Below are 22,904 nucleotides of genomic sequence, written 5' to 3'. Positions count from 1 at the left end.
CGATTTTTGATGCCTTCCCGATGTCGGCGGCGACGTCTATCTTTTGGGCAGCTCAAGCACAAAGGTTGCGCCGCCACCGGGCCGGTCCTCGCACACGACCCGGCCACCATGGCGCTGGGCAATGGCTTTGACCAGGGCCAGGCCCAGGCCCACGCCGCCATCGCGTTCGGTGGCGCCAGGCAGGCGATAAAAGGGCTCAAAAATCCGCTCCCGCAATGCCGCAGGAACGCCGGGGCCATGGTCCGAAACCCGGATCACCACATGGCTGTCCGTCTGGCTCAGGCCCAGGTGGATCTCGCCGGCACCATAACGGCGTGCGTTTTCCAGCAGGTTGCGTACGGCGCGACGCAGCAGTTTGCTGATGCCTGGAACCGCCAGCTCAGCGGTGGCCGCGCCCGTTTGCAATTCTGGCGGCAGATCAAGCTCGGCATCGACACGGGCGCATTCCTCGGCGGCCAGGCCGATCAGGTCCACCGACTCGATGGTGCCCAGGTCCGCCTCGCGGGCATCGAGGCGGCTGGCCAGAAGAATCTCTTCGATCAATTGGTCCAGTTCGTTGATGTTGCGGGAAACTTCGGCCTTGAACGCCGGTGACGTGCCTGCGCCCATCAGTTCCAGCCCCATGCGAATGCGTGTCAACGGCGAGCGCAATTCGTGCGAGGCATTGGCCAGCAGTGATTTCTGCGAGGCCAGCAGCGCCTCGTGGGAGTGGACCAGCATTTCCACGCGCTCGGCGGCCTGGTTGAAGCGCCTGGCCAGAAAAGCCACTTCGTCTTCGCCGTTTTCTGGTACGCGGGTCGATAAATCACCTTCGCCCCATTGCTGCACACCGTCTTGCAGGCGCTCCAGCCGGCGTGTGAGGGTGCGCACAATCGGGTAGGTGGCCAAGGCCACGGCCAGGCCGACCCACACCAGCATCCAGGCAAAACCAAAAGGCGGGCGGCTCCAGAACGAAGGTGGCGCGCGCAACAGGTGCATGCGCATGGTCTGCCCGTCGTGCATGCGCACTAAAAACTCCGGTCCGCCACGGGCCGGGTTGATTTTGCCGGGATGGGTTCTGGGCCGGTTTGGGTCTGTCGGTCCATCTGGCTCAGACAGGTCTGCCGGGGGTGGCATGGGCATGAGTTCAAAGCGGTGCAACATGCCGAAGCCTTGCAGATCCTGGCGTTGAGGACCAAAGTTGTCTTCGCCAGAAAGCGCGCGTGAACGCCCTTTGCCAATGACCTGGCCGGCTTGGTTGCGCACCTCGACATCACGCAGGGGAGGTTCGGCCGCCAGCCGCCAGGCCCAGCCTACCAGCAGGATGAGCACCGCCACGGCCAGCACCACAGCCAGCCAGATGCGAAGGTAGAGTTTGTTGAGCATGGTCAGTTAAGGACAGAGCTTGTTCACTTCGTGTCACTGCGGTCTGTCCCGCAAGGTGGACAGCCAACATCCGACGATCAGTTGGGGACAGAGCTTATTCACTTTGTGTAACTGCGGTCTGTCCCGCAAGGTTTCAATCTTGTTGCCTGGCAAAAACATAACCGACGCCGCGCACGGTCAGGATGCGTTTGGGGTCTTTGGCATCGACCTCGATGGCGGCGCGGATGCGCCCCATGTGCACGTCGATGGAGCGGTCAAAGGCTTCGAGTTCACGCCCGCGCACCGCTTCCATGATCTGGTCGCGCGTCAATACGCGACCGGCGCGTTCACCCAGCGCTACCAGCAGGTCAAACTGGTACGAGGTCAGCTCACAGGCCTGGCCGGCCACGCTGACTACGCGCGCATCACGGTCGATTTCCAGGCTGCCAAAGCGCATGACGTGGTCGGTGTTCGGCACAGGGGCGTCACCATGGCGGCGCAGCACGGCGCGGATGCGTGCCAGCAGTTCCCTGGGTTCGAAGGGTTTGGGCAGGTAGTCGTCCGCGCCCATTTCCAGTCCAACGATGCGGTCCATCGGGTCGCCCTTGGCGGTGAGCATCAAAATGGGCGTCTGGGCCAGGGTGCCGGGCAGCGCCCGGATGCGCCGGCACACTTCCAGGCCATCCATGTCGGGCAGCATCAGGTCCAGAATAACCAGATCGGCAGGCTGGGCTTGCAGGCTGCTCAGACCCATCTGGCCGTCACCGGCATGCGCGACCTGGAAGCCGGATTGGCCCAGATACTCGCGCACCATATTGGCCAGGCGCGCATCGTCTTCGATCATCAGCAGGTGTTGGTTCATTGACTTAAGTCTAATGTTTAGCCGCATCCAGGGTTTGAAGGTGGCGTAAAGTTGGGTAAATCAGGCAGGTTTCACACGGGCTGCCAGCCACACCAGCAGCAACACCGGCAGACCCAGCATGGCGGTTGCAATGAAAAAGTGTCCATAGCCAAAATGATCGACATACAGGCCTGAATAGCCGGCGATAAATTTGGGCAACAGCAGCATCATGGAGCTGAACAGCGCGTACTGGGTGGCCGAATAGTTGACGTTGGTCAGGCTCGACAGATAGGCAATGAAGGCGGCCGAGGCAATGCCGCCGGCCAGGTTGTCAGCCGAGATCACAAAAATGAGCCCGGTCAGGTCGTGGCCGCGCGTGCTCAGGGCGGCAAACAGCAGGTTGCTGGCGGCACTGAGCACCGCGCCCAGCATCAGCACCCGCATCACACCCAGGCGCATGGCCATGGCGCCGCCAATAAAAGCGCCGGCCAACGTCATGATGACGCCGTAAATCTTGGTGACGGTGGCGACTTCAGCCTTGGTGTAGCCCATGTCGACATAAAACGGGTTGGCCATGATGCCCATCACCACATCACTGATGCGGTAGACGGCAATCAGCGCCAGAATGAGCGCCGCCTGCCACTGGTAGCGGCCCAAAAAGTCGACAAATGGCTCTACCAATGCGCCGCGCAGCCAGTCCATCGCGTTTTTGGCGGCGGGCATGGGGCGACGCAGCGGCTCGGGCGACAGCAGCACGGTGACAATGCCCAGCGTCATGCTGGCCGCCATGACCAGGTAAGCGGTGTGCCAGGCGCCGTGCTGATAGCCGGTCAGTCCGGCGATTTGGGCGCCCGCCGCGATCCACAACACGCCGGCGCCGGCCCAGATCATGGCCAGCCGGTAGCCGGTCTGGTAGGACGCCGCCAGCGCGGCCTGTCGGTTGATGTCGGCTGACTCGATGCGAAAGGCATCGAGCGCAATGTCCTGCGTGGCCGATCCAAATGCCACCGCCAGCGCGCCCCACACCACCGGTGTCAGAGCCACCTGCGGGTCATTGAAGGACATGGCTATCAGCCCCCAGACGATGGCCAGTTGCGACAGCAGCAACCAGCTGCGCCGCCGGCCCAGCCAGCGCGTCAGCAGCGGGATCGGCAGCCGGTCCACCAGCGGCGCCCACAGCCACTTGAAGGCATAGGCCAGCCCGACCCAGCTCAGGTAACCAATGGTGGTGCGGTCAATGCCGGCCTCACGCAGCCAAAAGCTCAGGGTGCCCAGCACCAGCAGCAAAGGCAGGCCGGCGGAAAAACCCAGAATGAGCATGCGCAGGCTTGGCGGTTCCAGATAGACCCGCAAGGTGTTCACCCAGGAGGGCTTTACGGCAGGGGGAGAGGGAGCAACGGTCATGGCGGAATAATAAGCGCAAGCCGTCAGGCTGCGAGCAGCCAGCCCGTAAGCGCCGCCAGCGTCAGAGCCATGGCTTCAAACCTGCCAGTCGTATTCAACCGTGATGGGTGCGTGGTCGGAGAACTTCTCGGTTTTGTAAATGGCCGCAGACTGTGCGCCGCCAGCAAGTCCCGGTGTCGCCAGGTGGTAGTCCAGCCGCCAGCCGACGTTCTTGGCATAGGCCTGGCCCCGGTTGCTCCACCAGGTGTAGGCTTCGTCGGTGGTGTCGGGGTGCAACTGGCGGTACACGTCCACCAGGCCGCCCGCGCCGAGCAGCTTGCTCATCCAGGCCCGTTCCTCGGGCAGAAAACCGGAGTTTTTCTGATTGCTTTTCCAGTTTTTCAGGTCAATTTCCTGGTGGGCAATGTTGACATCGCCGCACAGTACAAATTCGCGTTCGGTTTTCAGGCGTTGCAAATGCGGGTAGATGGCCGCCAGAAACCTGAACTTGGCCTGTTGCCGCTCTTCGCCCGACGAGCCGCTGGGGAAATAACAGCTGATGATGGAGCGTTTGATGGCCGCGCTGTCAAAGCGCAATTCCACATAACGGCCTTCGGCGTCAAACTCGGGCTCGCCAAAACCCGTCAATACCTCACTGGGTTGCTGGCGACTGTATATTCCTACCCCGGAATAGCCTTTTTTTGCGGCAAAATGAAAATAACCGGGCAGTTCGGCCAGTTGCTCAAAACGGCCCTGCACATCGTTGTGCTGGGCCTTGATTTCTTGTACACAAATACAATCAGGCGCATGTCGAGCGATCCAGGCCGGCAGGCCTTTGCTGCAGGCCGAGCGGATGCCGTTGAGGTTCAGGCTGGTTAATTTGAACAAGGACTTTTTCATGTCAGAGCGTTATGAACCTCAAACCATACAGACGCCAGGCCAGGATGCGCTGGCGCTGGAATTTGTCCAGTTTGCGGTGGATTGTGGGGTGCTTCGCTTCGGTGAATTCAAAACCAAAGCCGGGCGACTGAGCCCCTATTTTTTCAATGCCGGCCTGTTTGACGACGGTGCCAAGCTGGGCCGGTTGGCGCAATTCTATGCGCAGCGTCTGCTCGCCAGCGGACTTGAATTTGACATGATTTTTGGCCCGGCCTACAAGGGCATTCCACTGGGCGCCGCGCTCACGGTGGAATTGGCGCGGCTGGGCCGCAACGTGCCGTTTGCCTACAACCGCAAAGAAGCCAAAGACCATGGCGAAGGCGGCAGTCTGGTCGGTGCCCCGTTGCAGGGCCGGGTTTTGATTGTTGACGACGTGATGTCGGCGGGTACGGCCGTGCGCGAATCCATTGCCCTGATCCAGGCGGCCGGGGCTCAACCCCATGCCGTTGTGATCGCTCTGGACCGGCAGGAAAAGGCCACTGAGAACGGTCTCGATGTCAACCACAGTGCCGTGCAATATGTGCGACAGCAACTGGGCTTGCAAGTGTGTGCCATTGCCCGGCTGGACGACCTCATGCATTACCTGGAACAACACCGGGTGCCAGGTCTGGCCGATGCCCACCAGCGGGTACAGGCCTATCGTGAACGTTATGGTGTGCGTGAGGTGGCCACATGACCCCGCGGCCATCCAGCGTCTGGTTTCGTCCAGCCGCAGTTGGGTTGGTCGTGGCAGTGCTCACCGCTACGTCAGGCGCCCAGACCGGGCCCGGGCCCACGCCCCAGATTTACACCTGCACGGATGCCAGCGGGCGCAAGCTCACCTCAGACCGCCCGATTGTCGAATGCAATGACCGCGAGCAGACCATTCTCAACCCGAGCGGCACCGTCAAGGCCCGAATTGGTCCGGTGTTGACACCTTTCGAGCAAAGCCAGTCTGAAGCCAGGCTCAGGGCTGAGCAAAAGGAACGCGCCCTCAAAGAAGAAGAAAAAAGAATGGATCGGGCGTTATTGATTCGCTACCCCAATCTGACGGCGCATCAAAAAGCCAGGGAAGATGCCGTGGCTCAAGTCATGCTTGTCAAACAGGTGGCAGCCGCGCGCCAGAAAGATTTGCTGGTGGAACGCACCAAACTGACCGATGAGATGGCGTTTTATGCCAGGAATCCAGGCAAGGCGCCGGCCAAGTTGCAACGGCAGCTCGCAGCTGTGACGGAGACTCTGGCCGAGCAGGAGCGTTTTCTGACCGAGAAGGACAAGGAAATCCAGGCGGTGAATACACGTTTTGACGAAGAACGGCAGCGCTTGGAGCCCCTATGGCAGGCCAACCCGGTGCCGGCCGTTGCGAGTATGCCGCGCTGAAGCCAGGCTTGGCTCATCAAGCCAGTTTTCGCAACAACAAGGCGTTGACCTGTTGCGGATTGGCCTTGCCCTGGCTGCCTTTCATGATCTGACCTACCAGCGCGTTGAGCGCCTTGGTGTTACCGGCACGGAACTCGGCCACATTCTTCGGGTTGGCTGCCAGCACGGTGTCAACGATTTTTTCCAGCGCCCCGGTGTCGTTCATCTGTTTCAGGCCCTTGGCCTCGATGATGGCATCAACCGCGCCCTCAGGGTTTGACCACAACGCATCGAACACCTGGCGTGCGGCGTTGTTGGAAATAGTGCCGTCCTGGATGCGACTGACCAGTTGCGCCAGTTGCTTTGGCGTGACCGGGCAGGCGCTGATGTCGGCCTCAGCCAGATTGAGCCGGCGCGAAACCTCGCCCATGATCCAGTTGCCCACCAGTTTGGGCTGGCCACAAGCCTGGGTGGCGGCTTCAAAGTACGCAGCCACCTCGCGGCTTTGCGTCAAGGCGGTCGCGTCGTAGTCCGGCAGGCCGTAGTTAGTGACAAAACGCTGCGCCATCACACGCGGCAGCTCGGTCATCCCGGCGCGAACGCGTTCCACCCATTCGGGGGCAATCACCAGCGGCGGCAGATCGGGGTCGGGAAAATAGCGGTAATCGGCGGCGTCTTCCTTGGTGCGCATGGCGCGGGTTTCGCCGGTGTCGGGGTTGAACAGCACGGTGGCCTGCTGAATGGCGCGGCCGTCTTCGAGTTCTTCGATTTGCCAGCGGATCTCGTAGTCGATGGCCTGTTGCATGAACTTGAAGCTGTTCAGGTTCTTGATCTCACGGCGCGTGCCCAGCGGCTGGCCGGGTTTGCGCACCGACACATTGGCGTCGCAGCGGAATGAGCCTTCCTGCATGTTGCCGTCGCAAATGCCGATCCAGGTCACAATTTTGTGCAGTTCGCGGGCGTAGGCCACGGCTTCCAGGCTGGAGCGCATGTCGGGTTCGGTGACGATTTCCAGCAGCGGCGTGCCGGCACGGTTGAGGTCGATGCCGGTCTGGCCGATGAAGTCTTCGTGCAGCGACTTGCCTGCGTCTTCCTCCAGGTGGGCGCGCACCAGCCGCACTGATTTTTTCTCATCACCGAGGTAGAACTCGACCGCACCGCCCTGCACCACCGGGATCTCGAACTGGCTGATCTGGTAGCCCTTGGGCAGGTCGGGGTAGAAATAATTTTTACGGGCAAAAACACTGCGCTCGGCAATGTGCGAGCCCACCGCCAGGCCGAATTCGATGGCGCGTTCCACGGCGCCCTTGTTCATCACCGGCAGGGTGCCGGGCAGGGCCAGGTCCACGGCGCAGGCCTGCGTATTGGCTTCGGCGCCAAACGCCGTGGGCGCGCGGCTGAAAATCTTGGAGCGGGTGGAAAGCTGGGCGTGGGTTTCGAAGCCGATCACGACCTCGTAACCCATGACCAGCAGGGAAGCAGTGGCTGGTTTCTTGTCTTGTACTGCGGTGTTCATGTTCAAATTCCTTGTGGCTTGGCCGTATGCCAGTCGGTGGCTTGCTGGAAGCGGTGGGCTACGTTCAGCAGGCGCGACTCGGTCAGGTAAGTGCCAATCAGTTGCATGCCGACCGGCATCTGGCCGGCGCCCAAGCCGACCGGCAGGCTCATGCCGGGCAAGCCCGCCAAGGACGCGGGCAGGGTAAAGATGTCGGCCAGGTAGTCACTCAAAGGGTCGCTGTGACCGCCGAGCTTCCAGGCCACGGTGGGCGCGACCGGGCCGGCAATCACGTCACACAACTGGAACGCTTGCTGGAAATCGTCGGCAATCATGCGTCGGATCTTTTGTGCTTGCAGGTAGTAGGCGTCGTAATAGCCATGGCTGAGCACATAGGTGCCGATCATGATGCGGCGCTTGACTTCGTCGCCAAAACCCTGGTCGCGGGTTTGCAGGTACATGTCGTTGAGATCGGTGTACCGGGCGGCCCGAAAGCCGAACTTGACGCCGTCAAAACGGCTCAGATTGCTTGACGCTTCGGCCGGCGCAATGATGTAGTACACCGGAATCGACAGCTCGGTGCGCGGCAGCGAAATGGGTACCAGTCTGGCGCCAAGCCGTTCCATTTCCTTCAGGGCTGCATCGACTGCAGCGCGCACATCGGGGGCCAGACCCTCGCCAAAAAACTCAGCCGGGATGCCGATGCGCAGACCGGCCAGGTCGGCGCTCAAGTTGCGGCTGAAATCCTCAGAGGGCACGTCGAGCGAAGTCGAGTCGCGGTCGGGGTCGGGGCCGCACATGGCGCTGAGCAGCAGGGCGCAGTCTTCGGCGCTGCGCGCCATGGGGCCGGCCTGGTCCAGGCTTGAGGCAAAGGCCACCATGCCATAACGCGAGGCGCGGCCGTAGGTGGGTTTGATGCCGGTGACACCACAGAACGCCGCCGGTTGGCGGATCGAGCCACCGGTATCGGTGCCGGTGGCGGCCGGCGTCAGGCGCGCGGCCACGGCGGCGGCGCTGCCACCCGACGAACCGCCAGGGGTGCAGGTCAGGTCCCAGGGGTTTTTGACCGGACCGTAAGCCGAGTTTTCATTGGCCGAGCCCATGGCGAATTCATCGCAGTTGAGTTTGCCCAGGGTCACCATCCCCGCGCCTAGGGCGCCGCCTGGTACGCCGGCACCGAGCCTGGCCACCACCGTGGCGTCAAACGGCGACTGGTAGCCCTTGAGCATTCTGGAGCCCGCCGTGGTGGCGAAATCACGCGTGACAAAGATGTCCTTGTGCGCCAGTGGCACACCGGTCAGCGGCCCGGCGTTGCCGGTGGCCAGGCGCTGATCGGCGGCACGGGCCTGGGCCAGCGTGATTTCGGGCTGCACATCCAGAAAGGCACCGAGTTCGGTGTGTGTTGCGGCACGGGTCAGAAAATGCTGGGCAGTTTCAACAGCCGAGACCTTGCGCTCGCGTAATTGCGTGGCCAGTTGGGCCACCGTCAGATCATGCAGATCAGAGTTCATTTGCGTCATGGGGAGGTATTCTTTGCGGTTTATTCAATCACCCGGGGCACCAGAAACAGGCCGTTTTCAAGTGCTGGCGCATTGCGCTGGTTGGCTTCGCGCTGGTTGGGCTCGCTGGCGATGTCGTCGCGCAGGCGCAGCGCGACATCGCCCATGATCTCGACCGGATGCGCCAGCGGAACGATGTCGCTCGTGTCGACGGCGCGCATTTTTTCCACAATGCCAAAAAAATCATTGAGTTGCGGGCGCAAACGGGTGCGCTCGTCCGGGCCCAGGCCCAGGCGGGCCAAATGGGCCAGACGGTCAATATCAGCAGTAGAAAGTGACATGGGTATTCAATCGAAACAGGGTGTAAATGGAAGCGATCACAAGGCATTTTGCAGGGGTTTGCACAGGCAATAGGTTATTATCCATCCCTTGAGCAGCCATGCGCCCCAGCGCGGCCTTTAGCCAAAAACACCCATTTTGAACCCGTTACCCGGCGACATGTGAGCCGAAGCGCCCATGTGCCCCAAAGGACTTATCCATGTTTGGAACATTTCGTCAGTATTTCTCGACGGACCTCGCCATTGATCTTGGCACTGCCAATACCCTGATTTACGTGCGCGACAAGGGCATTGTGCTTGACGAACCGTCGGTCGTTGCCATTCGCCACGAAGGCGGACCGCAAGGCAAAAAAACGATCCAGGCCGTCGGCAAGGAAGCCAAGGCCATGCTGGGTAAGGTGCCTGGCAACATCGAAGCCATTCGACCCATGAAAGATGGCGTGATTGCCGACTTCACGGTGACCGAGCAGATGCTCAAGCAGTTCATCAAGATGGTGCACCCGCGCTCCGTCTTTCGTCCCAGCCCGCGCATCATCATCTGTGTGCCTTGTGGCTCCACCCAGGTCGAGCGCCGCGCCATCCGTGAAAGTGCGCTCGGTGCCGGTGCCAGCGATGTTTACCTGATCGAGGAACCCATGGCTGCCGCCATTGGTGCCGGTCTGCCCGTGTCAGAAGCCAGTGGCTCGATGGTGGTCGACATTGGCGGCGGCACCACCGAGGTCGGGGTCATTTCGTTGGGCGGCATGGTCTACAAGGGCAGTGTGCGTGTCGGTGGCGACCGTTTTGACGACGCCATCATCAACTACATCCGCCGCAACTACGGCATGCTGATTGGTGAACCCACTGCGGAAGCCATCAAGAAGAACATCGGTTCGGCCTTTCCGGGCAGCGAAGTGCGCGAGATGGAAGTGCGTGGCCGCAACCTTTCCGAAGGCGTGCCGCGCAGTTTCACCATTTCCAGCAACGAAATTCTGGAGGCCCTGACCGACCCGATCAACAACATCGTCTCGGCGGTCAAGAATGCGCTGGAACAAACCCCGCCCGAATTGGGTGCCGACATTGCCGATCGCGGCATGATGCTGACCGGCGGCGGCGCCCTGCTGCGCGACCTGGACCGCCTGCTGGCCGAAGAAACCGGCCTGCCGGTGCTGGTGGCCGAAGACCCGCTGACCTGCGTGGTGCGCGGGTGCGGCATTGCTCTGGAACAAATGGAACGCCTGGGCTCCATTTTTACCAGCGAATAAACGGGCCACACAGCGATGCCACTCGGTACGCTGGACGGCACACCTCCGCCATTTTTCAGGCAGGGCCCGTCCGCTCTGTCCAAGCTTGTTTTTTTCAGCGCGCTGGCGTTGTTGCTGATGGTGGCCGATTTGCGTTTTCATGTGATCCAGCCGCTGCGCAGCGTGATCGCCACGGCGCTATACCCGGTGCAGTGGCTGGCGCTGCGCCCGATCGTCTGGGGCCAGGGTGGCAGCCGCTATTTTGAATCCCTCACCCAGTCCCAGACCAGGGAGGCGGCGGCGCAATACCAGCTTGGCCTGCAGTCCCAACGGGCCCAGCAGGTGGAACAACTCACGCTCGAAAACATCCGTTTGCGGGAATTGCTGGCGATGCGTGAACGCATCAATACGCCCGCCCTCGCTGCCCAGGTCCTGTATGACGCCGCCGATCCCTATACCCGCAAAGTCATCATCGACAAGGGCTCTCTGCAGGCGGTGGCAGCCGGCGCGCCGGTGCTGGACGAAACCGGCATTCTGGGCCAGGTGACCCGGGTGTATCCGATGGTGAGTGAAGTCACCCTGATCACCGACCCGAATCAGGCGATACCGGTGCTCAACGTGCGCACCGGTGCCCGTGGACTGGCTTTCGGCAATACCACCTACAGCAGCGGTACGCTGGAGTTGCGCTACATGGATGCCAATGTGGACATGGCCGCCGGTGACCTGCTGACCACCAGCGGTGTCGATGGCATCTACCCGCCCGGTCTGCAGGTGGGTCGCGTGCTGAAAATCGAACGCCGCGCCGACTCGGTTTTTGCCCGCATCACGGCACAGCCCATTGCCCGCCTTGACGGCAGTCTGCATGTGCTGGTGCTGCAGCCCCTGGTTGAGCGGATGCCGGACCGACCGGCAGTGCCAGCCGAGACCGGACGCACCAGCAAGGGAAGCCCGCCATGATCATGCCGCGTGGCCAGCAATTGCTGTTGCCAGCGAGTTCGCTCTTCATCTGGAGCAGCCTGTTGGTCGCCCTGGGCTGCAACATGCTGCTCAATATGGGCCTGCTTGGACGCGCGGCCTGGCTCCCCGACCTGCTGGCGCTGGCGCTGGTGTTCTGGACCATCCACCAGCCGCTGCGGGTTGGCATGACGGCGGCTTTTGCGCTGGGCCTGGCCATGGATGTGCACCAAAGCGCGCTGCTCGGGCAACACGCCCTGGCTTACGCTGTCCTGAGTTTTCTGGCCATTGCCCTGCATCGCCGCCTGCTCTGGTTCAGCGTGCCGTCGCAAGCGGCCCAGGTGTTGCCCCTGTTTGTGGTCGCCCATGTCCTGACGCTGTTGGTCCGCCTGATCGCGGGGGACGACTTTCCTGGTTGGTCGATGCTGCTGGCACCCGTCCTGGAGGCCTTGTTGTGGCCGGTCGTCAGTGTGTTGTTGCTGTTGCCGCAAAAGCGCGCTCCCGACCCGGATGCCAACAGGCCCTTGTGAACGCCCTGGTGAAGTCATCCTGTTAAAGCGCGCATGAAGATCATTCGCAACGTTCAACTTGAGCTCGCCCGCTTTCGCCTGCGGGTGCTGGTGGCCAGTATCGTGGTGCTGCTCTGTTTTGGGCTTCTGGCCGCCCGGCTTTTTTATTTGCAGGTGCTGCGTCACGACGATTTACGCGCCCAGGCCGAAAACAACCGAACGGCTATTTTGCCCATCGTGCCTAACCGGGGCCTGATTCTGGACCGCAACGGTATCGTGCTGGCCACCAATTATTCGGCCTATACACTGGAAATAACGCCCGCCAAAGTGCCTGATCTGACGCAAACCATCGATGATCTGGCGCAAATCGTCGAGATCACGCCGCGTGACCGGCGCCGCTTCAAGAAGCTGCGCGAGGAGGGCAAGAGTTTTGAATCGATCCCGTTGCGCAGCCGCCTCACCGACCAGGAAGTGGCCCGTTTTGCCGTGCAACGCTACCGTTTTCCCGGTGTCGACATCAAGGCGCGGTTGTTTCGCAGCTATCCGTATGGCGAGCTGGCCAGCCATGTGATTGGCTACATCGGGCGCATCAACACCTCGGAAAAAGAAAAGCTCGACGAATCGGAAGGGGCTGCCAATTACCGCGGTACCGAGTACATCGGCAAGCTCGGCGTCGAACAGAGCTTTGAGGCGCAACTGCACGGCATCACCGGCATTGATGCCATGGAAACCTCGGCCGGTGGCCGCGCCACCCGGCGCTTGTCCAGCCAGTCCTCGACCCCGGGCCACACCATCAAGCTGTCGATTGACATCAAGCTGCAAAAACTCGTTGAAGACATGTTTGGCGAGCGCCGGGGTGCGCTGGTGGCGCTGGATCCCAAATCCGGCGAGGTGCTGGCATTTGTCAGCAAGCCCACCTTCGACCCCAACCTGTTTGTTGAAGGCATTGACCAGGATAGCTGGCAGGGGCTCAACGAGTCGATCGACAAACCCTTGCTGAACCGGGCGCTGCGCGGCACCTACCCGCCGGGCTCCACCTACAAGCCTTTCATGGCGCTGGCGGCCTTGAGCACCGGCAAGCGCTCGGCCAGCATGCAGATCAACGACCCCGGTTTTTTCATGTTTGGCGGCCACCGGTTTGGCAGCCCTGAAAACGAGCGCGGCGGCATCATGGACATGCACCGTGCCATTGTCGAGTCAAGCAATGTCTACTTTTACTCGCTGGCCAACGAGCTGGGTGTCGATACCATGCACGACTTCATGAAACCGCTGGGCTTTGGCCAGCTCACCGGCATCGACATCTACGGCGAGGTGCGCGGTGTGCTACCCAGTACGGACTGGAAGCGCAACTACTTCAAACGCCCGGAGCAGCAAAGATGGTACGCCGGCGAAACCATTTCGCTGGGCATTGGCCAGGGCTACAACAGTTTCACCATGCTGCAGCTGGCGCAGGCCACAGCGATACTGGCCAACAATGGCATCAAGCACCCACCGCAACTGGTGCTGGCGACCCAGGACGCCAGCACCCAGGCCAGTGTGCCGATTGCCCCACCGCCGGCTGAAAATCTGGGCTACAAACCCGAACATCTCGACACCATTCGCCGCGCCATGGTGGGAGTGACGCAAGAGGGAACCTCACGCCGCGTATTTGCCGGTGCCAGCTACTCAAGCGGCGGCAAAACCGGAACCGCGCAAGCGGTATCGCTTGGTAAAAACGAAAAATACAATGCCGCCCGCATGGAAGAACGCCAGCGCGACCACTCGCTCTATATTGCCTTTGCACCGGCCGAAGACCCCAAAATCGCGATTGCCGTGATTGTGGAAAACGCCGGTTTCGGTTCGGTTTCCGCCGCCCCGATGGCACGGCGCGCTTTTGACTACTGGTTGCTGGGCCAGTATCCCAATGAGCAAGACCTTGACCTGGTGCGCAAAGGACAGGCGGCTGCGCCGGTCGGTCAACCGCGACTGGCCACCGAGGTGCCTTGGCCGCGCGGCACGGAAGCTGCCGTGCCGGCGCCTGCAGCCGCCTCGGCGCCCCTGCGCTGAGGGCAAACAAGCGCAGCTTCAGCGCATGAATGCGTCATAACTGGTCTTGAGGATCAAGGCGCTGACCACCAGCAAAAACACGATGCGTACAAAGCCTGTGCCATGCTTGAGCGCCAGCCGCGTGCCCAGCAGGCTGCCGGCCACATTGGCCAGCGCCATGGCCAGCACGAAGTGCCACCAGATGTGACCCTTGACGATGAACAGTGCCAGCGCCGACAGGTTGGTGGCGGTATTGACCAGCTTGGCCGCTGCCGAGGCGCTTAAAAAGTCATAGCCCAGCAGGCGCACAAACAGGAACACCAGAAAACTGCCGGTGCCGGGTCCGAAAAAACCATCGTAAAAGCCGATCACGGCACCAATGCCGGCGGCGATGAGTTGTTCCTGCAAGCCGGAATAGCTCGGTGCGTGGGTGCGGCCAAGTTCTTTTTTGGCCAGGGTATAGAGCAAGACCAGAAGCAGGACAAAGGGCAGCAGCTTGCGCAAGAAATCTGGCGAGATCACGGTGACCAGCCAGGCCCCGGCAAAAGAGGCCAGCAGCCCCGCGCCCGCCGCTGGCAGCAGCGCGGCCCAGCGCATCCGGACTTGCTGGCTGTATTGCCAGCTGGCCATGGCCGTGCCGCACACCGAGGCCCCTTTGTTGGTGCCGAACAGCGTGGCCGGATGCGTGTTGGGAAAGGTGGCGAACAGGGCGGGGATCAAAATCAACCCGCCGCCGCCCACGATGGAGTCGACAAAACCGGCAAACAGGGAGGCAACAGAGACAATGAGCAATTCCATGACTGCATTGTCGATCCAATTGAAAAAGGCACCGGGGTTGCCGGTGCCTTGTTTCTGTTTGCTTTTTGACCCTTGCGGGCATGATCTCCTGGGGCCTTTCACTTGGGTCAGCACATGTCTGACCCAGCGATGGTGCTAACTATATGCGCTAAGCCGGTGCATTGCCATCAGGAGTTACCCTAGGCCGGGTCATTTTGGTGCGGGACGCACAGGGCCGGGCCTGCTCAGGCGCCAGCGGCAATCCAGCGTGCTGCTTTTTCGGCCATCATCAAGGTGGGCGAATTGGTGTTGCCGCTGGTAATCAGCGGCATGGCGCCGGCATCGACCACGCGCAAACCCGCAATGACGCCACCCGGCCCGCGCACCCGCAGGTGCGCGTCGAGCACGGCCAGCGGGTCTTCCGCACGGCCCATTTTGGTGGTGCCCACGGGATGGAAGATGGTGGTGGCGATGTCGCCGGCCAGGCGTGCCAGATCGTCGTCGCTCTGGTATTGCACGCCGGGTTTGAACTCCTGCGGCTGGTACTTGGCCAGCGCCGGTTGCGCCACGATGGCGCGCGTCAGGCGCAGCGAATCGGCCGCCACTTTGCGATCGGCTTCGGTGCTGAGGTAATTGGGTGCAATGGCGGGGGTTGCCGTGAAGTCAGGCGAGTTGATCTGCACACTGCCGCGGCTGCTGGGGTTGAGGTTGCAGACACTGGCGGTAAATGCCGGGAAGCTGTGCAGCGGTTCGCCAAAGGCCTCCAGGCTCAGCGGCTGCACATGGTATTCGACATTGGGGTAGGGTTGGCTGGGGTCGCTGCGGGTGAAAGCGCCCAGCTGGCTCGGCGCCATGCTCATCGGGCCGCTGCGCTTGAACGCATATTCGAGCCCGATCATCGCCTTGCCCCACAGTGAACTGGCTTGCATGTTGAGGGTTTTGACGTCCTGCACCTTGTAGACCGAGCGAATTTGCAGATGGTCCTGCAAGTTGGCACCGATGCCTGGCGCGTCATGCAGCACGGGGAGGCCGTGTTGCTGCAACAGCGCTGCCGGGCCAATGCCGGAGAGCTGCAAGATCTGCGGCGAACCAATGCTGCCGGCGCTCAGAATCACTTCACCTGAAGCCTGGGCGCTGACTCTGCCGCTGGGTGTCTGCACCTCGACACCGGTGCAGCGCAACTGGCCATTGGCTTGCGCCTCGATGGCGAGTTTGACCACCTGGGCCGAGGTCCAGAGCGTGAAATTGGGGCGATTGGCACAGGTGGGTCGCAAAAAGGCCTTGGCGGTGTTCCAGCGCCAGCCGCTGCGTTGGTTGACCTCGAAGTAGCCCACGCCTTCGTTGTCGCCCTGGTTGAAGTCGTCGGTTGCCGGAATGCCGGCCTGCTGTGCGGCCTGGGCAAAGGCGTCGAGCACGTCCCAGCGCAGGCGCTGTTTTTCTACCCGCCATTCGCCCCCCGCGCCGTGAAACTGGTTGAACTGCTGCAGTTCGTCCGGGATGTGGCTGGGGGACACGCCATCGAGCCGGTAATGGCTTTCATGGGCCATGAAGTCGGGCAGGCTGTTGTGCCAGCCCCAGCTCGGGTCACCGGTCAGCTGCGCCCACTGGTCGTAGTCGCGCGCCTGGCCGCGCATGTAAATCATGCCGTTGATGCTGCTGCAACCACCCAGCACCTTGCCGCGCGGGTAGCGCAGCCTGCGCCCGTTCAGGCCGGCATCGGGCTCGGTCTGGTACAGCCAGTCAGTGCGCGGGTTGCCGATGCAATAGAGGTACCCCACCGGAATGTGAATCCAGTGGTAATTGTCAGCGCGGCCCGCCTCGATCAACAGCACGCGTTTGGACGCATCCTGCGACAAACGGTTGGCCAGCAGGCAGCCGGCGGTGCCGGCGCCGATGATGATGTAGTCAAACGTGGTGCTCATGACGATGGTCTTTCAAATTGTTCTTGCGCCCTGCATGGTGCGCGTCTTCTCGGTGCCGGCATTTTGCCGCATGGTGCGCGCCGCGCCGAAAAACGCATGGCCCCTCGCGTTGCCGTTAACATGCCGTACCCACCGCTCTAAACCATGCCTGACGCTGTTCCCACGCTGACCCTGCAAACCGTTCCGGACGGCGCGCCACATGTCGTGCTGGGCGGCAGTTGGAGTGCGGCACGTCTGGCCGCCAACTGGCGTGGCATCAGCCAGGCTTTGGCTGACCTGGCAACGCCGCAGGCTTTGCAATGGGATTTGCGCGCCATCAGCCGGCTTGACCACACCGGGGCCCAACTGCTGTGGAACACCTGGGGCCATCAGTGGCCGGCGCAGCTGCAGTGGCAACCTGGGCAGCGCGCCATGCTGGAACGGGTCGTGCGTTTCACGGCACCAGCGGTCCAACCGGCACGGCGCACGCTCTGGCAGCTTTTTTTGCGTCTGGGCGAGCAACTTTGGCAGTTGTGGGATCATCTGGTGGGCTTGTTGGCACTGACGGGCCAGTTGCTGCTTGATGCCGTGACGTTGTTGCGCGCGCCACAACGCGGGCCATGGCGCGATGTCTCGGGTCATTTGTTCCGGATTGGCGCCAGGGCTCTGCCGGTGACCGCACTGGTGGGTTTTACCATCGGGGTGGTGCTGGCCTACCTGATGTCGCGCCAGCTGCGCCTGTTTGGTGCCGACACCTTTATTGTCAATATTCTGGGCCTGTCGATCATCCGTGAGCTGGGTCCCATGCTGGCGGCCATCCTGATTGCCGGGCGTTCGGGTTCGGCCATCACCGCGCAGATTGGCGTGATGCGCGTCACCGAAGAGCTTGACGCCATGCGCGTCATGGGCATTGCCCGCGGCTACCGGCTGGTGCTGCCGCGTGCCATCGCCATGGCCGTGGCGATGCCTCTCATCAGCGTCTGGACCACACTGGCCGCCCTGCTGGGTGGCATGCTGGCCGCTGACGTGGTGCTGGGGGTCACACCTGCATATTTTTTTGCCACCCTGCCGCTTGCCGTCGCCATCAGCAACCTGTGGCTGGCGCTGGGCAAGTCGGTGGTGTTCGGCTTGTTGATTGCACTGATCGGCTGCCACTACGGCCTGCGCGTCAAGCCCAATACAGAGAGCCTGGGGCAGGGCACCACCGCCTCGGTGGTCACCGCCATCACGGTGGTGCTGCTGGTGGATGCGGTGTTTGCCGTGGTTTTCAAGAATATCGGCCTATGAAGCTGCCCGTGGTCGAGATTGACAAGCTGTGGTCGGTGTTTCACGAGGCCGGTCGCGACGTGGTGATCCATCAGGATCTGAATCTGCGCATCGAGGCCGGCGAGCTGGTGTCGATTGTTGGCGGCTCGGGCAGTGGCAAAACCGTGCTGTTGCGCCAGATGCTGGGGCTGGAGAAGCCCGCGCGTGGCCGCGTGACGGTGCTGGGCGAGGCCGCGTCCAGCATGGGGCGGGAGGGTGCGGCCAGCCGGGTCGGCATGCTGTTCCAGCACGGTGCCCTGTTCTCGGCTTTCAGCGTGCTCGACAACATTGCCTTTGCCCTGCGCGAACTCAAAACGCTGCCCCACGACCTGATTCTGGAGGCCGCCATGGTCAAGCTGCGCATGGTCGGACTCGACCCGTCAGCCGCGCACAAAATGCCCGCTGATCTGTCGGGCGGTATGGTCAAACGGGCGGCGTTGGCCCGCGCCCTGATCATGGACCCGCCGCTGTTGCTGCTCGACGAGCCCACGGCCGGCCTGGACCCGGGCAGTGCCGACGAGTTTTGTGCATTGTTGCAGTCGCTGCATCAGGAGCTGGGCCTGACCGTGGTCATGGTCACGCACGATCTCGACACGCTGCTGGAGCTGTCCACCCGCATCGCCGTGGTGGCGGACCGGCATATCATTGTCAGCGGCAATGCGGCCGAGGTGATGGCGCAGCCGCACCCGTTCATCAAGGAATTTTTCCTGGGCGAACGTGGCCGGCGTGCCAGCGCCCTGCTGGACGCGCCGCTGCGCCCCCCGGCCAGTTTATTTGCCGATACAGAAACTTGAAAAAATCACGCCGAGCAAATCGTCGGAGGTGAACTCACCGGTGATCTCACCGAGGGCGTTTTGCGCCAGCCGCAATTCCTCAGCCAGCAAGTCGAGCGCCTGCGCCTGGCTGGCGAGGTGCCCTTGTGCCACCTGCAAATGGCCTTGGGTCAGGTGCAAGGCTTGGACATGGCGTTCGCGGGCCATGAAAACACCCTCGGAACCCGATTGCCAGCCTGCCACCTGGAGCAGCTTCTGGCGCAGCGCGTCGAGCCCCAGGCCGGTTTTGGCTGACAGGTGCAAACCCTCCGGCAAGTCGGCTGCAGCGGCGGCGTCGCGCTTGTTCCAGACCTCGATCACCGGCACCTGCCGGGGTACCTTGTTGGCAATGGTGTGCGCAATCGCGGCATCATCAGCGCGGTAGGCGGCCTGGCCGATGCGTGTCAGATCGTGCAAAAACAGCACCGCATCGGCTTGCGCAATGGCTGCCCAGGCGTGTTCGATGCCAATTTTTTCAACCTCGTCGTCGCTCTCGCGCAGTCCGGCGGTGTCAATCACATGCACCGGCACACCTTCAATCTGGATGGTCTGCTGCACCTTGTCGCGGGTGGTACCCGGGATGGCGGTGACGATGGCCAGTTCAGCCCCGGCCAGGGCATTGAGCAGCGACGACTTGCCGGCGTTGGGCTGGCCCGCGATCACCACCTTGATGCCTTCACGCAGCAGCGCGCCCTGTTGCGCACGGGCCATCACCATGACCAAACCTTGTTCAAGCCGGTCAAGTTGTCCCTGTGCATCCGCCTGGCGCAAAAAGTCGATGTCTTCTTCGGGGAAGTCGAGTGTGGCCTCGACCAGCATGCGCAAATGGATGAGGGCATCACGCAGTTGGTGAATCTCTTGCGAAAAGGCTCCGGCCAGCGCGCGGCTGGCGCTGCGTGCGGCCGCCTCGGTGCTGGCATCGATCAGGTCGGCTATGGCCTCGGCTTGTGCGAGATCGATTTTGTCGTTGAGAAAAGCCCGCTCGGAAAATTCGCCCGGTAGCGCCACGCGCAGGTGCGCCAGGCGGGCTGATCCGTTGGGGCCGACCTCGGCCGCAGTCTGCAGGCAACGCGCCAGCAGCAATTGCAGCACCACGGGCCCGCCGTGCGCCTGAAGTTCGAGCACGTCCTCACCGGTGAATGAATGTGGCCCCGGGAAATACAGTGCCAGACCGTGATCAATCGCGCTGCCGTCGGCGTCCAGAAAAGCGGTGTAGCTGGCGTCGCGCGGTTTGAGGGGGCGTCCGCACAGCGCCAGCACCAGATCCTGCAGGCCCCGACCGCTGACCCGCACGATGCCCACAGCGCCTCGACCCGGTGCCGTGGCAATGGCCACGATCGGGTCATGGTGGCGTGGCAGGCTCACAGGTCATCCCAACCAGTTGGGGGCAGAGCACGCTCACTGCGTGTCGCTTTGGTCTGTCCCACAATGCTTCACACGTTGCGGTTAAAACTTGGGCAGGTGAAACTTCGGCGGCACGCCCATGCGGGTGTTGATGACCCACTGCTGGGCAATCGACAGCACGTTGTTGGTGATCCAGTACAGCACCAGGCCGGCCGGGAAGAAGAAGAACATCACGCTGAAAGCCAGCGGCATGAACCACATCATCTTGGCCTGCATGGGGTCTGGCGGTGCCGGATTGAGTGACGTTTGCAGCACCGTGGTGAGCGTCATGACAATCGGCAGGATGTAAAACGGGTCCGGGCTTGAAAGGTCGTGAATCCAGCCCAGCCAGGGTGCGTTGCGCATCTCGACGCTGGCCAGCAGCACCCAGTACAGCGCAATGAACACCGGGATCTGGATCATGATCGGGAAGCAGCCACCCATCGGGTTGACCTTTTCCTCACGGTAGATGCGCATCATTTCCTGTTGCATCTGCTGCGGATTGTCTTTCAGGCGTTCACGCATCTCCATGATGCGCGGGTTGACCGCCTTCATCTTGGCCATGCTGGCGTAGGCCTTGGCGTTGAGCCAGTAGAACGCAATTTTCAGCAACAAGACCAGTGCCATGATGGACCAACCCCAATTGCCGATCAAGCTGTGCAGCTTGTCGAGCAACCAGTACAGCGGCTTGGACAGCATGGTCAGCCAGCCATAGTCCTTGACCAGCTCCAGGCCGGGCGTCATGGCTTCCAGCACCTTTTCTTCTTGCGGGCCGGCGAAAAACCGGGCCTCGATTGTCTTGCGGGCGCCGGGGGCAATCGACTCGAGCGGTGCAATCATGCCCACGGAATACAGATTGTTGTCGACCTTGCGCATGAACAGCTCGCGCTTGATGCCGTCACCCAGCAGCCAGGCGCTGGCAAAGTAATGCTGCACCATGGCCACGTAACCGTTTTCAGCAGATTTCTCGATGTCGACCTTGTTTTTCTCAATGTCGGAAAACTCGACTTTCTGGTACTTCTTGGCGTCGGTGTAAATAGCCGGGCCGGTAAAGGTGGAGTAGAAGGACGACTCGCCCGGTGGCTTGTTGCCATCGCGCACCAATTGCAAATAGAGCTGGGGTGCCACGGCGGTGGCACCGGCATTGATCACCTCGTGCTTGACCGTCACGGCGTAGCTGCCACGGGTCAGGGTGTAGGTTTTGACCAGCTTGACACCGCCAATTTCGGCTGATTCAAAACGCAACTCCAGGGTCTGGCTGCCGTCCTTGAGTGAGCGCTCACCCGGGGCCAGGGTCATCACCGACTTGTGCGTCGGCAACACCGGGCCGCCTGCGCCGGCAATCAAGCCGGATTGCGCCAGATAAATGCGGTCCTTGCTGTCGTCGAGCAGCACGAACGTGCGGGTTTTGTCCGCCATGTCCGCGTACTTGAGCAGCTCGGCCTTGACCAGTGAGCCGCCCTCAGTGTCAAAAGTGAGTTTGTAGACATCGGTTTCCACCACCACCAGCTCGCGCGCCGCGGCCGCCGTCGTTGCGGGGGCTGCTACCGCCGGCACTGCCCCGGCAATCTGGTCCGCACCGGCGACGTTGCTGCTGGCGACTGGGACACTGTTTGGCACGCTACCCGGGACGCTGGCGGCGCCCGTTGGCCCCTGGGGCTGTACGACGGCAGGCGTGGGACCGGGGAAGAAGGTGGCTTTGCGGCCGTTGTGAACCTGCCACTGATCCCACAACATGACCAGGGAAAAACCAAAAATCACCCACAAAATGGTGCGGCGGATATCGTTCATGAGGATTTCTTTTGAGTGGAAGAGGGAATCAACCGGGTAAACAGACGGGACGGGTTCTGGGCAGGGACCGGATCAAGGCCGCCATCACACCAGGGATGACAGCGCCCGATGCGATGCAGCATGAGGTAGCTACCTTTGGCTGCGCCAAAGCGTTGCAGGGCCTGCAGCGCATAAACCGAGCAAGTGGGCTCAAAACGGCACGACGAACCCAGCCATGGGCTCAGAAAGAGCCGATAGCCCCTGATCAAGAGCATCAACAGCTTGGCCATCATGCGAGTGCCTGTGCACTGGTCCGGCCCTGCGTGGCGCGGTCCAGCAACTGGTGCAGCTCATTGCGCGCGGCCAGCTTCAAGGCGTCAGAGCTCGCGCTCGTGAACTGCACCCGGTCGAAGCCACTGCGCAGCCGAACCACATAGGCGGCTGTCGGTAATTGCGCATGGTAAAGCTCGCTCACGGCGAAGATCTGGCGTTTCAGGGCGTTGCGTGTCACGGCACGCTTGGCCCAGCGTTTGGGCACCATGGCGCCGAACCATACTGCGGGCACGTTAAACAATGGCTTGACGCTCAAGTCCACTTGATCAGCATTCAGCGCCACGGTGTGCAAAGCAAAATGCGGCGTTCGCGCCAGGGTAGACCCCGCCAGCACGGCTTGAAATTGGCGCCGACTTTTGAGTCGTTGCAAGGTGAGTCAAGCGTTGCCGCAGTTGTAGGCAGGCTGCGCCCGGCTTGAAATTAAACGGCCAGACGCTTGCGGCCTTTGGCACGGCGTGCATTGATCACGGCACGACCGCCACGGGTTTTCATGCGCACCAAAAAGCCGTGGGTACGGGCGCGACGAATCTTGGAGGGTTGGTAAGTGCGTTTCATTTTCGGAAATCCTAAGAAGCTCAGAGGCAAGCTGCCTCAATTTGATTGAATATGCCCAGCGGCATCAACGTTAATTTCACCCGAACAGTTCAGGGGAACCGCGGATTATCGCAAACTTTTCAAACGATGGTAAATCACGGGAAGACCCGTAGTGTGGATAACTGTTTGATAAATTAGAAT

Annotated in this window: 22 protein-coding genes; 8 read left to right on the top strand and 14 right to left on the bottom strand. The window is 61.7% G+C overall.

The window, feature by feature from the left end; genetic code table 11:
- Window positions 1-36: 36 nt before the first annotated feature.
- The 4 genes from NDJ10_RS04590 to NDJ10_RS04575 form a co-directional block, all read right to left on the bottom strand.
- The gene (locus NDJ10_RS04590; RefSeq protein ID WP_296159989.1) at window positions 37-1,365 is read right to left on the bottom strand and encodes an ATP-binding protein; all 1,329 of its coding nucleotides are present in this window, start codon (window positions 1,363-1,365) and stop codon (window positions 37-39) included.
- 133 nt (window positions 1,366-1,498) lie between these two features.
- Window positions 1,499-2,206: a response regulator transcription factor gene (locus tag NDJ10_RS04585; protein ID WP_296159988.1), complete on the bottom strand. Its 708-nt coding sequence runs from the start codon at window positions 2,204-2,206 to the stop codon at window positions 1,499-1,501.
- Window positions 2,207-2,266: 60 nt separating this feature from the next.
- Entirely contained in the window at window positions 2,267-3,589 is a 1,323-nt protein-coding gene (locus tag NDJ10_RS04580; RefSeq protein WP_296159987.1) for an AmpG family muropeptide MFS transporter, read from the bottom strand.
- 75 nt (window positions 3,590-3,664) lie between these two features.
- Complete coding sequence (locus NDJ10_RS04575; RefSeq protein ID WP_296159986.1) at window positions 3,665-4,456, bottom strand: exodeoxyribonuclease III; 792 nt, start codon at window positions 4,454-4,456, stop codon at window positions 3,665-3,667.
- A 10-nt stretch (window positions 4,457-4,466) separates the two neighbouring features.
- Here NDJ10_RS04575 and pyrE point away from each other — a divergent pair, with 10 nt between their 5' ends.
- Together pyrE and NDJ10_RS04565 are read left to right on the top strand one after the other, a co-directional pair.
- Window positions 4,467-5,183: an orotate phosphoribosyltransferase gene (gene pyrE, locus NDJ10_RS04570; RefSeq protein ID WP_296159985.1), complete on the top strand. Its 717-nt coding sequence runs from the start codon at window positions 4,467-4,469 to the stop codon at window positions 5,181-5,183.
- A complete protein-coding gene (locus NDJ10_RS04565; protein ID WP_296159984.1) occupies window positions 5,180-5,866 on the top strand; it encodes a DUF4124 domain-containing protein in 687 nt (228 codons plus the stop codon). Before pyrE ends, NDJ10_RS04565 begins: the two co-directional genes overlap by 4 nt.
- A gap of 16 nt (window positions 5,867-5,882) precedes the next feature.
- On the opposite strand, the gene gatB is transcribed toward NDJ10_RS04565, so the two are convergent.
- The 3 genes from gatB to gatC are packed head-to-tail and all read right to left on the bottom strand — an operon-like array spanning window position 5,883 to window position 9,180.
- A complete protein-coding gene (gene gatB / locus NDJ10_RS04560) occupies window positions 5,883-7,361 on the bottom strand; it encodes an Asp-tRNA(Asn)/Glu-tRNA(Gln) amidotransferase subunit GatB (protein ID WP_296159983.1) in 1,479 nt (492 codons plus the stop codon).
- A gap of 2 nt (window positions 7,362-7,363) precedes the next feature.
- Window positions 7,364-8,860, bottom strand: a complete 1,497-nt coding sequence (gatA, locus tag NDJ10_RS04555; RefSeq protein WP_296159982.1) for an Asp-tRNA(Asn)/Glu-tRNA(Gln) amidotransferase subunit GatA — start codon at window positions 8,858-8,860, stop codon at window positions 7,364-7,366.
- Between the two features lie 20 nt (window positions 8,861-8,880).
- Window positions 8,881-9,180, bottom strand: coding sequence for an Asp-tRNA(Asn)/Glu-tRNA(Gln) amidotransferase subunit GatC (gene gatC, locus NDJ10_RS04550; RefSeq protein ID WP_296159981.1), 300 nt, complete (start codon window positions 9,178-9,180; stop codon window positions 8,881-8,883).
- A gap of 197 nt (window positions 9,181-9,377) precedes the next feature.
- Here gatC and NDJ10_RS04545 point away from each other — a divergent pair, with 197 nt between their 5' ends.
- Genes NDJ10_RS04545 through mrdA form a run of 4 tightly spaced genes read left to right on the top strand, consistent with a single transcriptional unit; the run spans window position 9,378 to window position 13,909 of the window.
- Entirely contained in the window at window positions 9,378-10,421 is a 1,044-nt protein-coding gene (locus tag NDJ10_RS04545) for a rod shape-determining protein (RefSeq protein ID WP_296159980.1), read from the top strand.
- A 15-nt stretch (window positions 10,422-10,436) separates the two neighbouring features.
- The gene (gene mreC / locus NDJ10_RS04540) at window positions 10,437-11,357 is read left to right on the top strand and encodes a rod shape-determining protein MreC (protein ID WP_296159979.1); all 921 of its coding nucleotides are present in this window, start codon (window positions 10,437-10,439) and stop codon (window positions 11,355-11,357) included.
- The gene (mreD, locus tag NDJ10_RS04535; RefSeq protein ID WP_296159978.1) at window positions 11,354-11,884 is read left to right on the top strand and encodes a rod shape-determining protein MreD; all 531 of its coding nucleotides are present in this window, start codon (window positions 11,354-11,356) and stop codon (window positions 11,882-11,884) included. Before mreC ends, mreD begins: the two co-directional genes overlap by 4 nt.
- A gap of 33 nt (window positions 11,885-11,917) precedes the next feature.
- Window positions 11,918-13,909 carry a penicillin-binding protein 2 gene (mrdA, locus tag NDJ10_RS04530; RefSeq protein ID WP_296159977.1) on the top strand — a complete coding sequence of 664 codons (1,992 nt, stop codon included), beginning with the start codon at window positions 11,918-11,920 and terminating at the stop codon, window positions 13,907-13,909.
- Between the two features lie 18 nt (window positions 13,910-13,927).
- Here the strand turns inward: mrdA and NDJ10_RS04525 are convergent, their stop codons facing one another.
- Window positions 13,928-14,686 (bottom strand): TSUP family transporter, encoded by a 759-nt coding sequence (locus tag NDJ10_RS04525; RefSeq protein ID WP_296159976.1) that lies wholly within the window; start codon window positions 14,684-14,686, stop codon window positions 13,928-13,930.
- A gap of 224 nt (window positions 14,687-14,910) precedes the next feature.
- Complete coding sequence (locus NDJ10_RS04520; RefSeq protein ID WP_296159975.1) at window positions 14,911-16,587, bottom strand: GMC family oxidoreductase N-terminal domain-containing protein; 1,677 nt, start codon at window positions 16,585-16,587, stop codon at window positions 14,911-14,913.
- 144 nt (window positions 16,588-16,731) lie between these two features.
- Between NDJ10_RS04520 and NDJ10_RS04515 the strand changes: the two genes are divergently transcribed.
- Both NDJ10_RS04515 and NDJ10_RS04510 read left to right on the top strand, forming a co-directional pair.
- Complete coding sequence (locus tag NDJ10_RS04515) at window positions 16,732-17,853, top strand: ABC transporter permease (RefSeq protein ID WP_296159974.1); 1,122 nt, start codon at window positions 16,732-16,734, stop codon at window positions 17,851-17,853.
- Window positions 17,850-18,665, top strand: coding sequence for an ATP-binding cassette domain-containing protein (locus NDJ10_RS04510; RefSeq protein WP_296159973.1), 816 nt, complete (start codon window positions 17,850-17,852; stop codon window positions 18,663-18,665). The genes NDJ10_RS04515 and NDJ10_RS04510 overlap by 4 nt, the downstream gene beginning before the upstream one ends.
- Here NDJ10_RS04510 and mnmE read toward each other — a convergent pair.
- The 5 genes from mnmE to rpmH form a co-directional block, all read right to left on the bottom strand.
- Entirely contained in the window at window positions 18,642-20,048 is a 1,407-nt protein-coding gene (mnmE, locus tag NDJ10_RS04505; RefSeq protein ID WP_296159972.1) for a tRNA uridine-5-carboxymethylaminomethyl(34) synthesis GTPase MnmE, read from the bottom strand. The two genes, NDJ10_RS04510 and mnmE, sit on opposite strands and share 24 nt — an antisense overlap.
- An 81-nt stretch (window positions 20,049-20,129) precedes the next feature.
- A complete protein-coding gene (yidC, locus tag NDJ10_RS04500) occupies window positions 20,130-21,857 on the bottom strand; it encodes a membrane protein insertase YidC (RefSeq protein ID WP_296159971.1) in 1,728 nt (575 codons plus the stop codon).
- A complete protein-coding gene (yidD, locus tag NDJ10_RS04495; protein ID WP_296159970.1) occupies window positions 21,854-22,129 on the bottom strand; it encodes a membrane protein insertion efficiency factor YidD in 276 nt (91 codons plus the stop codon). Before yidD ends, yidC begins: the two co-directional genes overlap by 4 nt.
- Complete coding sequence (locus NDJ10_RS04490; protein ID WP_296159969.1) at window positions 22,126-22,539, bottom strand: ribonuclease P protein component; 414 nt, start codon at window positions 22,537-22,539, stop codon at window positions 22,126-22,128. The genes yidD and NDJ10_RS04490 overlap by 4 nt, the downstream gene beginning before the upstream one ends.
- A 50-nt stretch (window positions 22,540-22,589) precedes the next feature.
- Complete coding sequence (rpmH, locus tag NDJ10_RS04485) at window positions 22,590-22,724, bottom strand: 50S ribosomal protein L34 (RefSeq protein ID WP_006299042.1); 135 nt, start codon at window positions 22,722-22,724, stop codon at window positions 22,590-22,592.
- Window positions 22,725-22,904 lie beyond the last annotated feature (180 nt).

Origin of the sequence: Rhodoferax sp. (assembly GCF_023700745.1) — a bacterium.
Lineage (GTDB): Bacteria > Pseudomonadota > Gammaproteobacteria > Burkholderiales > Burkholderiaceae_C > Rhodoferax.
The sequence above is the reverse complement of the archived record's forward strand: the minus strand, read 5'-3'. Positions and strand labels throughout refer to the sequence as shown.

Excerpts from the sequence above, each read along its gene's own strand:
- gatB (WP_296159983.1), bottom strand. The coding sequence starts at position 7,361 with ATGAACACCGCAGTACAAGACAAGAAACCAGCCACTGCTTCCCTGCTG.
- pyrE (WP_296159985.1), top strand. The coding sequence starts at position 4,467 with ATGTCAGAGCGTTATGAACCTCAAACCATACAGACGCCAGGCCAGGAT.
- mrdA (WP_296159977.1), top strand. The coding sequence starts at position 11,918 with ATGAAGATCATTCGCAACGTTCAACTTGAGCTCGCCCGCTTTCGCCTG.
- rpmH (WP_006299042.1), bottom strand. The coding sequence starts at position 22,724 with ATGAAACGCACTTACCAACCCTCCAAGATTCGTCGCGCCCGTACCCAC.
- NDJ10_RS04590 (WP_296159989.1), bottom strand. The coding sequence starts at position 1,365 with ATGCTCAACAAACTCTACCTTCGCATCTGGCTGGCTGTGGTGCTGGCC.
- gatC (WP_296159981.1), bottom strand. The coding sequence starts at position 9,180 with ATGTCACTTTCTACTGCTGATATTGACCGTCTGGCCCATTTGGCCCGC.
- yidD (WP_296159970.1), bottom strand. The coding sequence starts at position 22,129 with ATGATGGCCAAGCTGTTGATGCTCTTGATCAGGGGCTATCGGCTCTTT.
- NDJ10_RS04580 (WP_296159987.1), bottom strand. The coding sequence starts at position 3,589 with ATGACCGTTGCTCCCTCTCCCCCTGCCGTAAAGCCCTCCTGGGTGAAC.
- NDJ10_RS04515 (WP_296159974.1), top strand. The coding sequence starts at position 16,732 with ATGCCTGACGCTGTTCCCACGCTGACCCTGCAAACCGTTCCGGACGGC.
- yidC (WP_296159971.1), bottom strand. The coding sequence starts at position 21,857 with ATGAACGATATCCGCCGCACCATTTTGTGGGTGATTTTTGGTTTTTCC.
- NDJ10_RS04585 (WP_296159988.1), bottom strand. The coding sequence starts at position 2,206 with ATGAACCAACACCTGCTGATGATCGAAGACGATGCGCGCCTGGCCAAT.
- gatA (WP_296159982.1), bottom strand. The coding sequence starts at position 8,860 with ATGACGCAAATGAACTCTGATCTGCATGATCTGACGGTGGCCCAACTG.
- NDJ10_RS04510 (WP_296159973.1), top strand. The coding sequence starts at position 17,850 with ATGAAGCTGCCCGTGGTCGAGATTGACAAGCTGTGGTCGGTGTTTCAC.
- mreD (WP_296159978.1), top strand. The coding sequence starts at position 11,354 with ATGATCATGCCGCGTGGCCAGCAATTGCTGTTGCCAGCGAGTTCGCTC.
- NDJ10_RS04565 (WP_296159984.1), top strand. The coding sequence starts at position 5,180 with ATGACCCCGCGGCCATCCAGCGTCTGGTTTCGTCCAGCCGCAGTTGGG.
- mreC (WP_296159979.1), top strand. The coding sequence starts at position 10,437 with ATGCCACTCGGTACGCTGGACGGCACACCTCCGCCATTTTTCAGGCAG.
- NDJ10_RS04520 (WP_296159975.1), bottom strand. The coding sequence starts at position 16,587 with ATGAGCACCACGTTTGACTACATCATCATCGGCGCCGGCACCGCCGGC.
- NDJ10_RS04525 (WP_296159976.1), bottom strand. The coding sequence starts at position 14,686 with ATGGAATTGCTCATTGTCTCTGTTGCCTCCCTGTTTGCCGGTTTTGTC.
- NDJ10_RS04545 (WP_296159980.1), top strand. The coding sequence starts at position 9,378 with ATGTTTGGAACATTTCGTCAGTATTTCTCGACGGACCTCGCCATTGAT.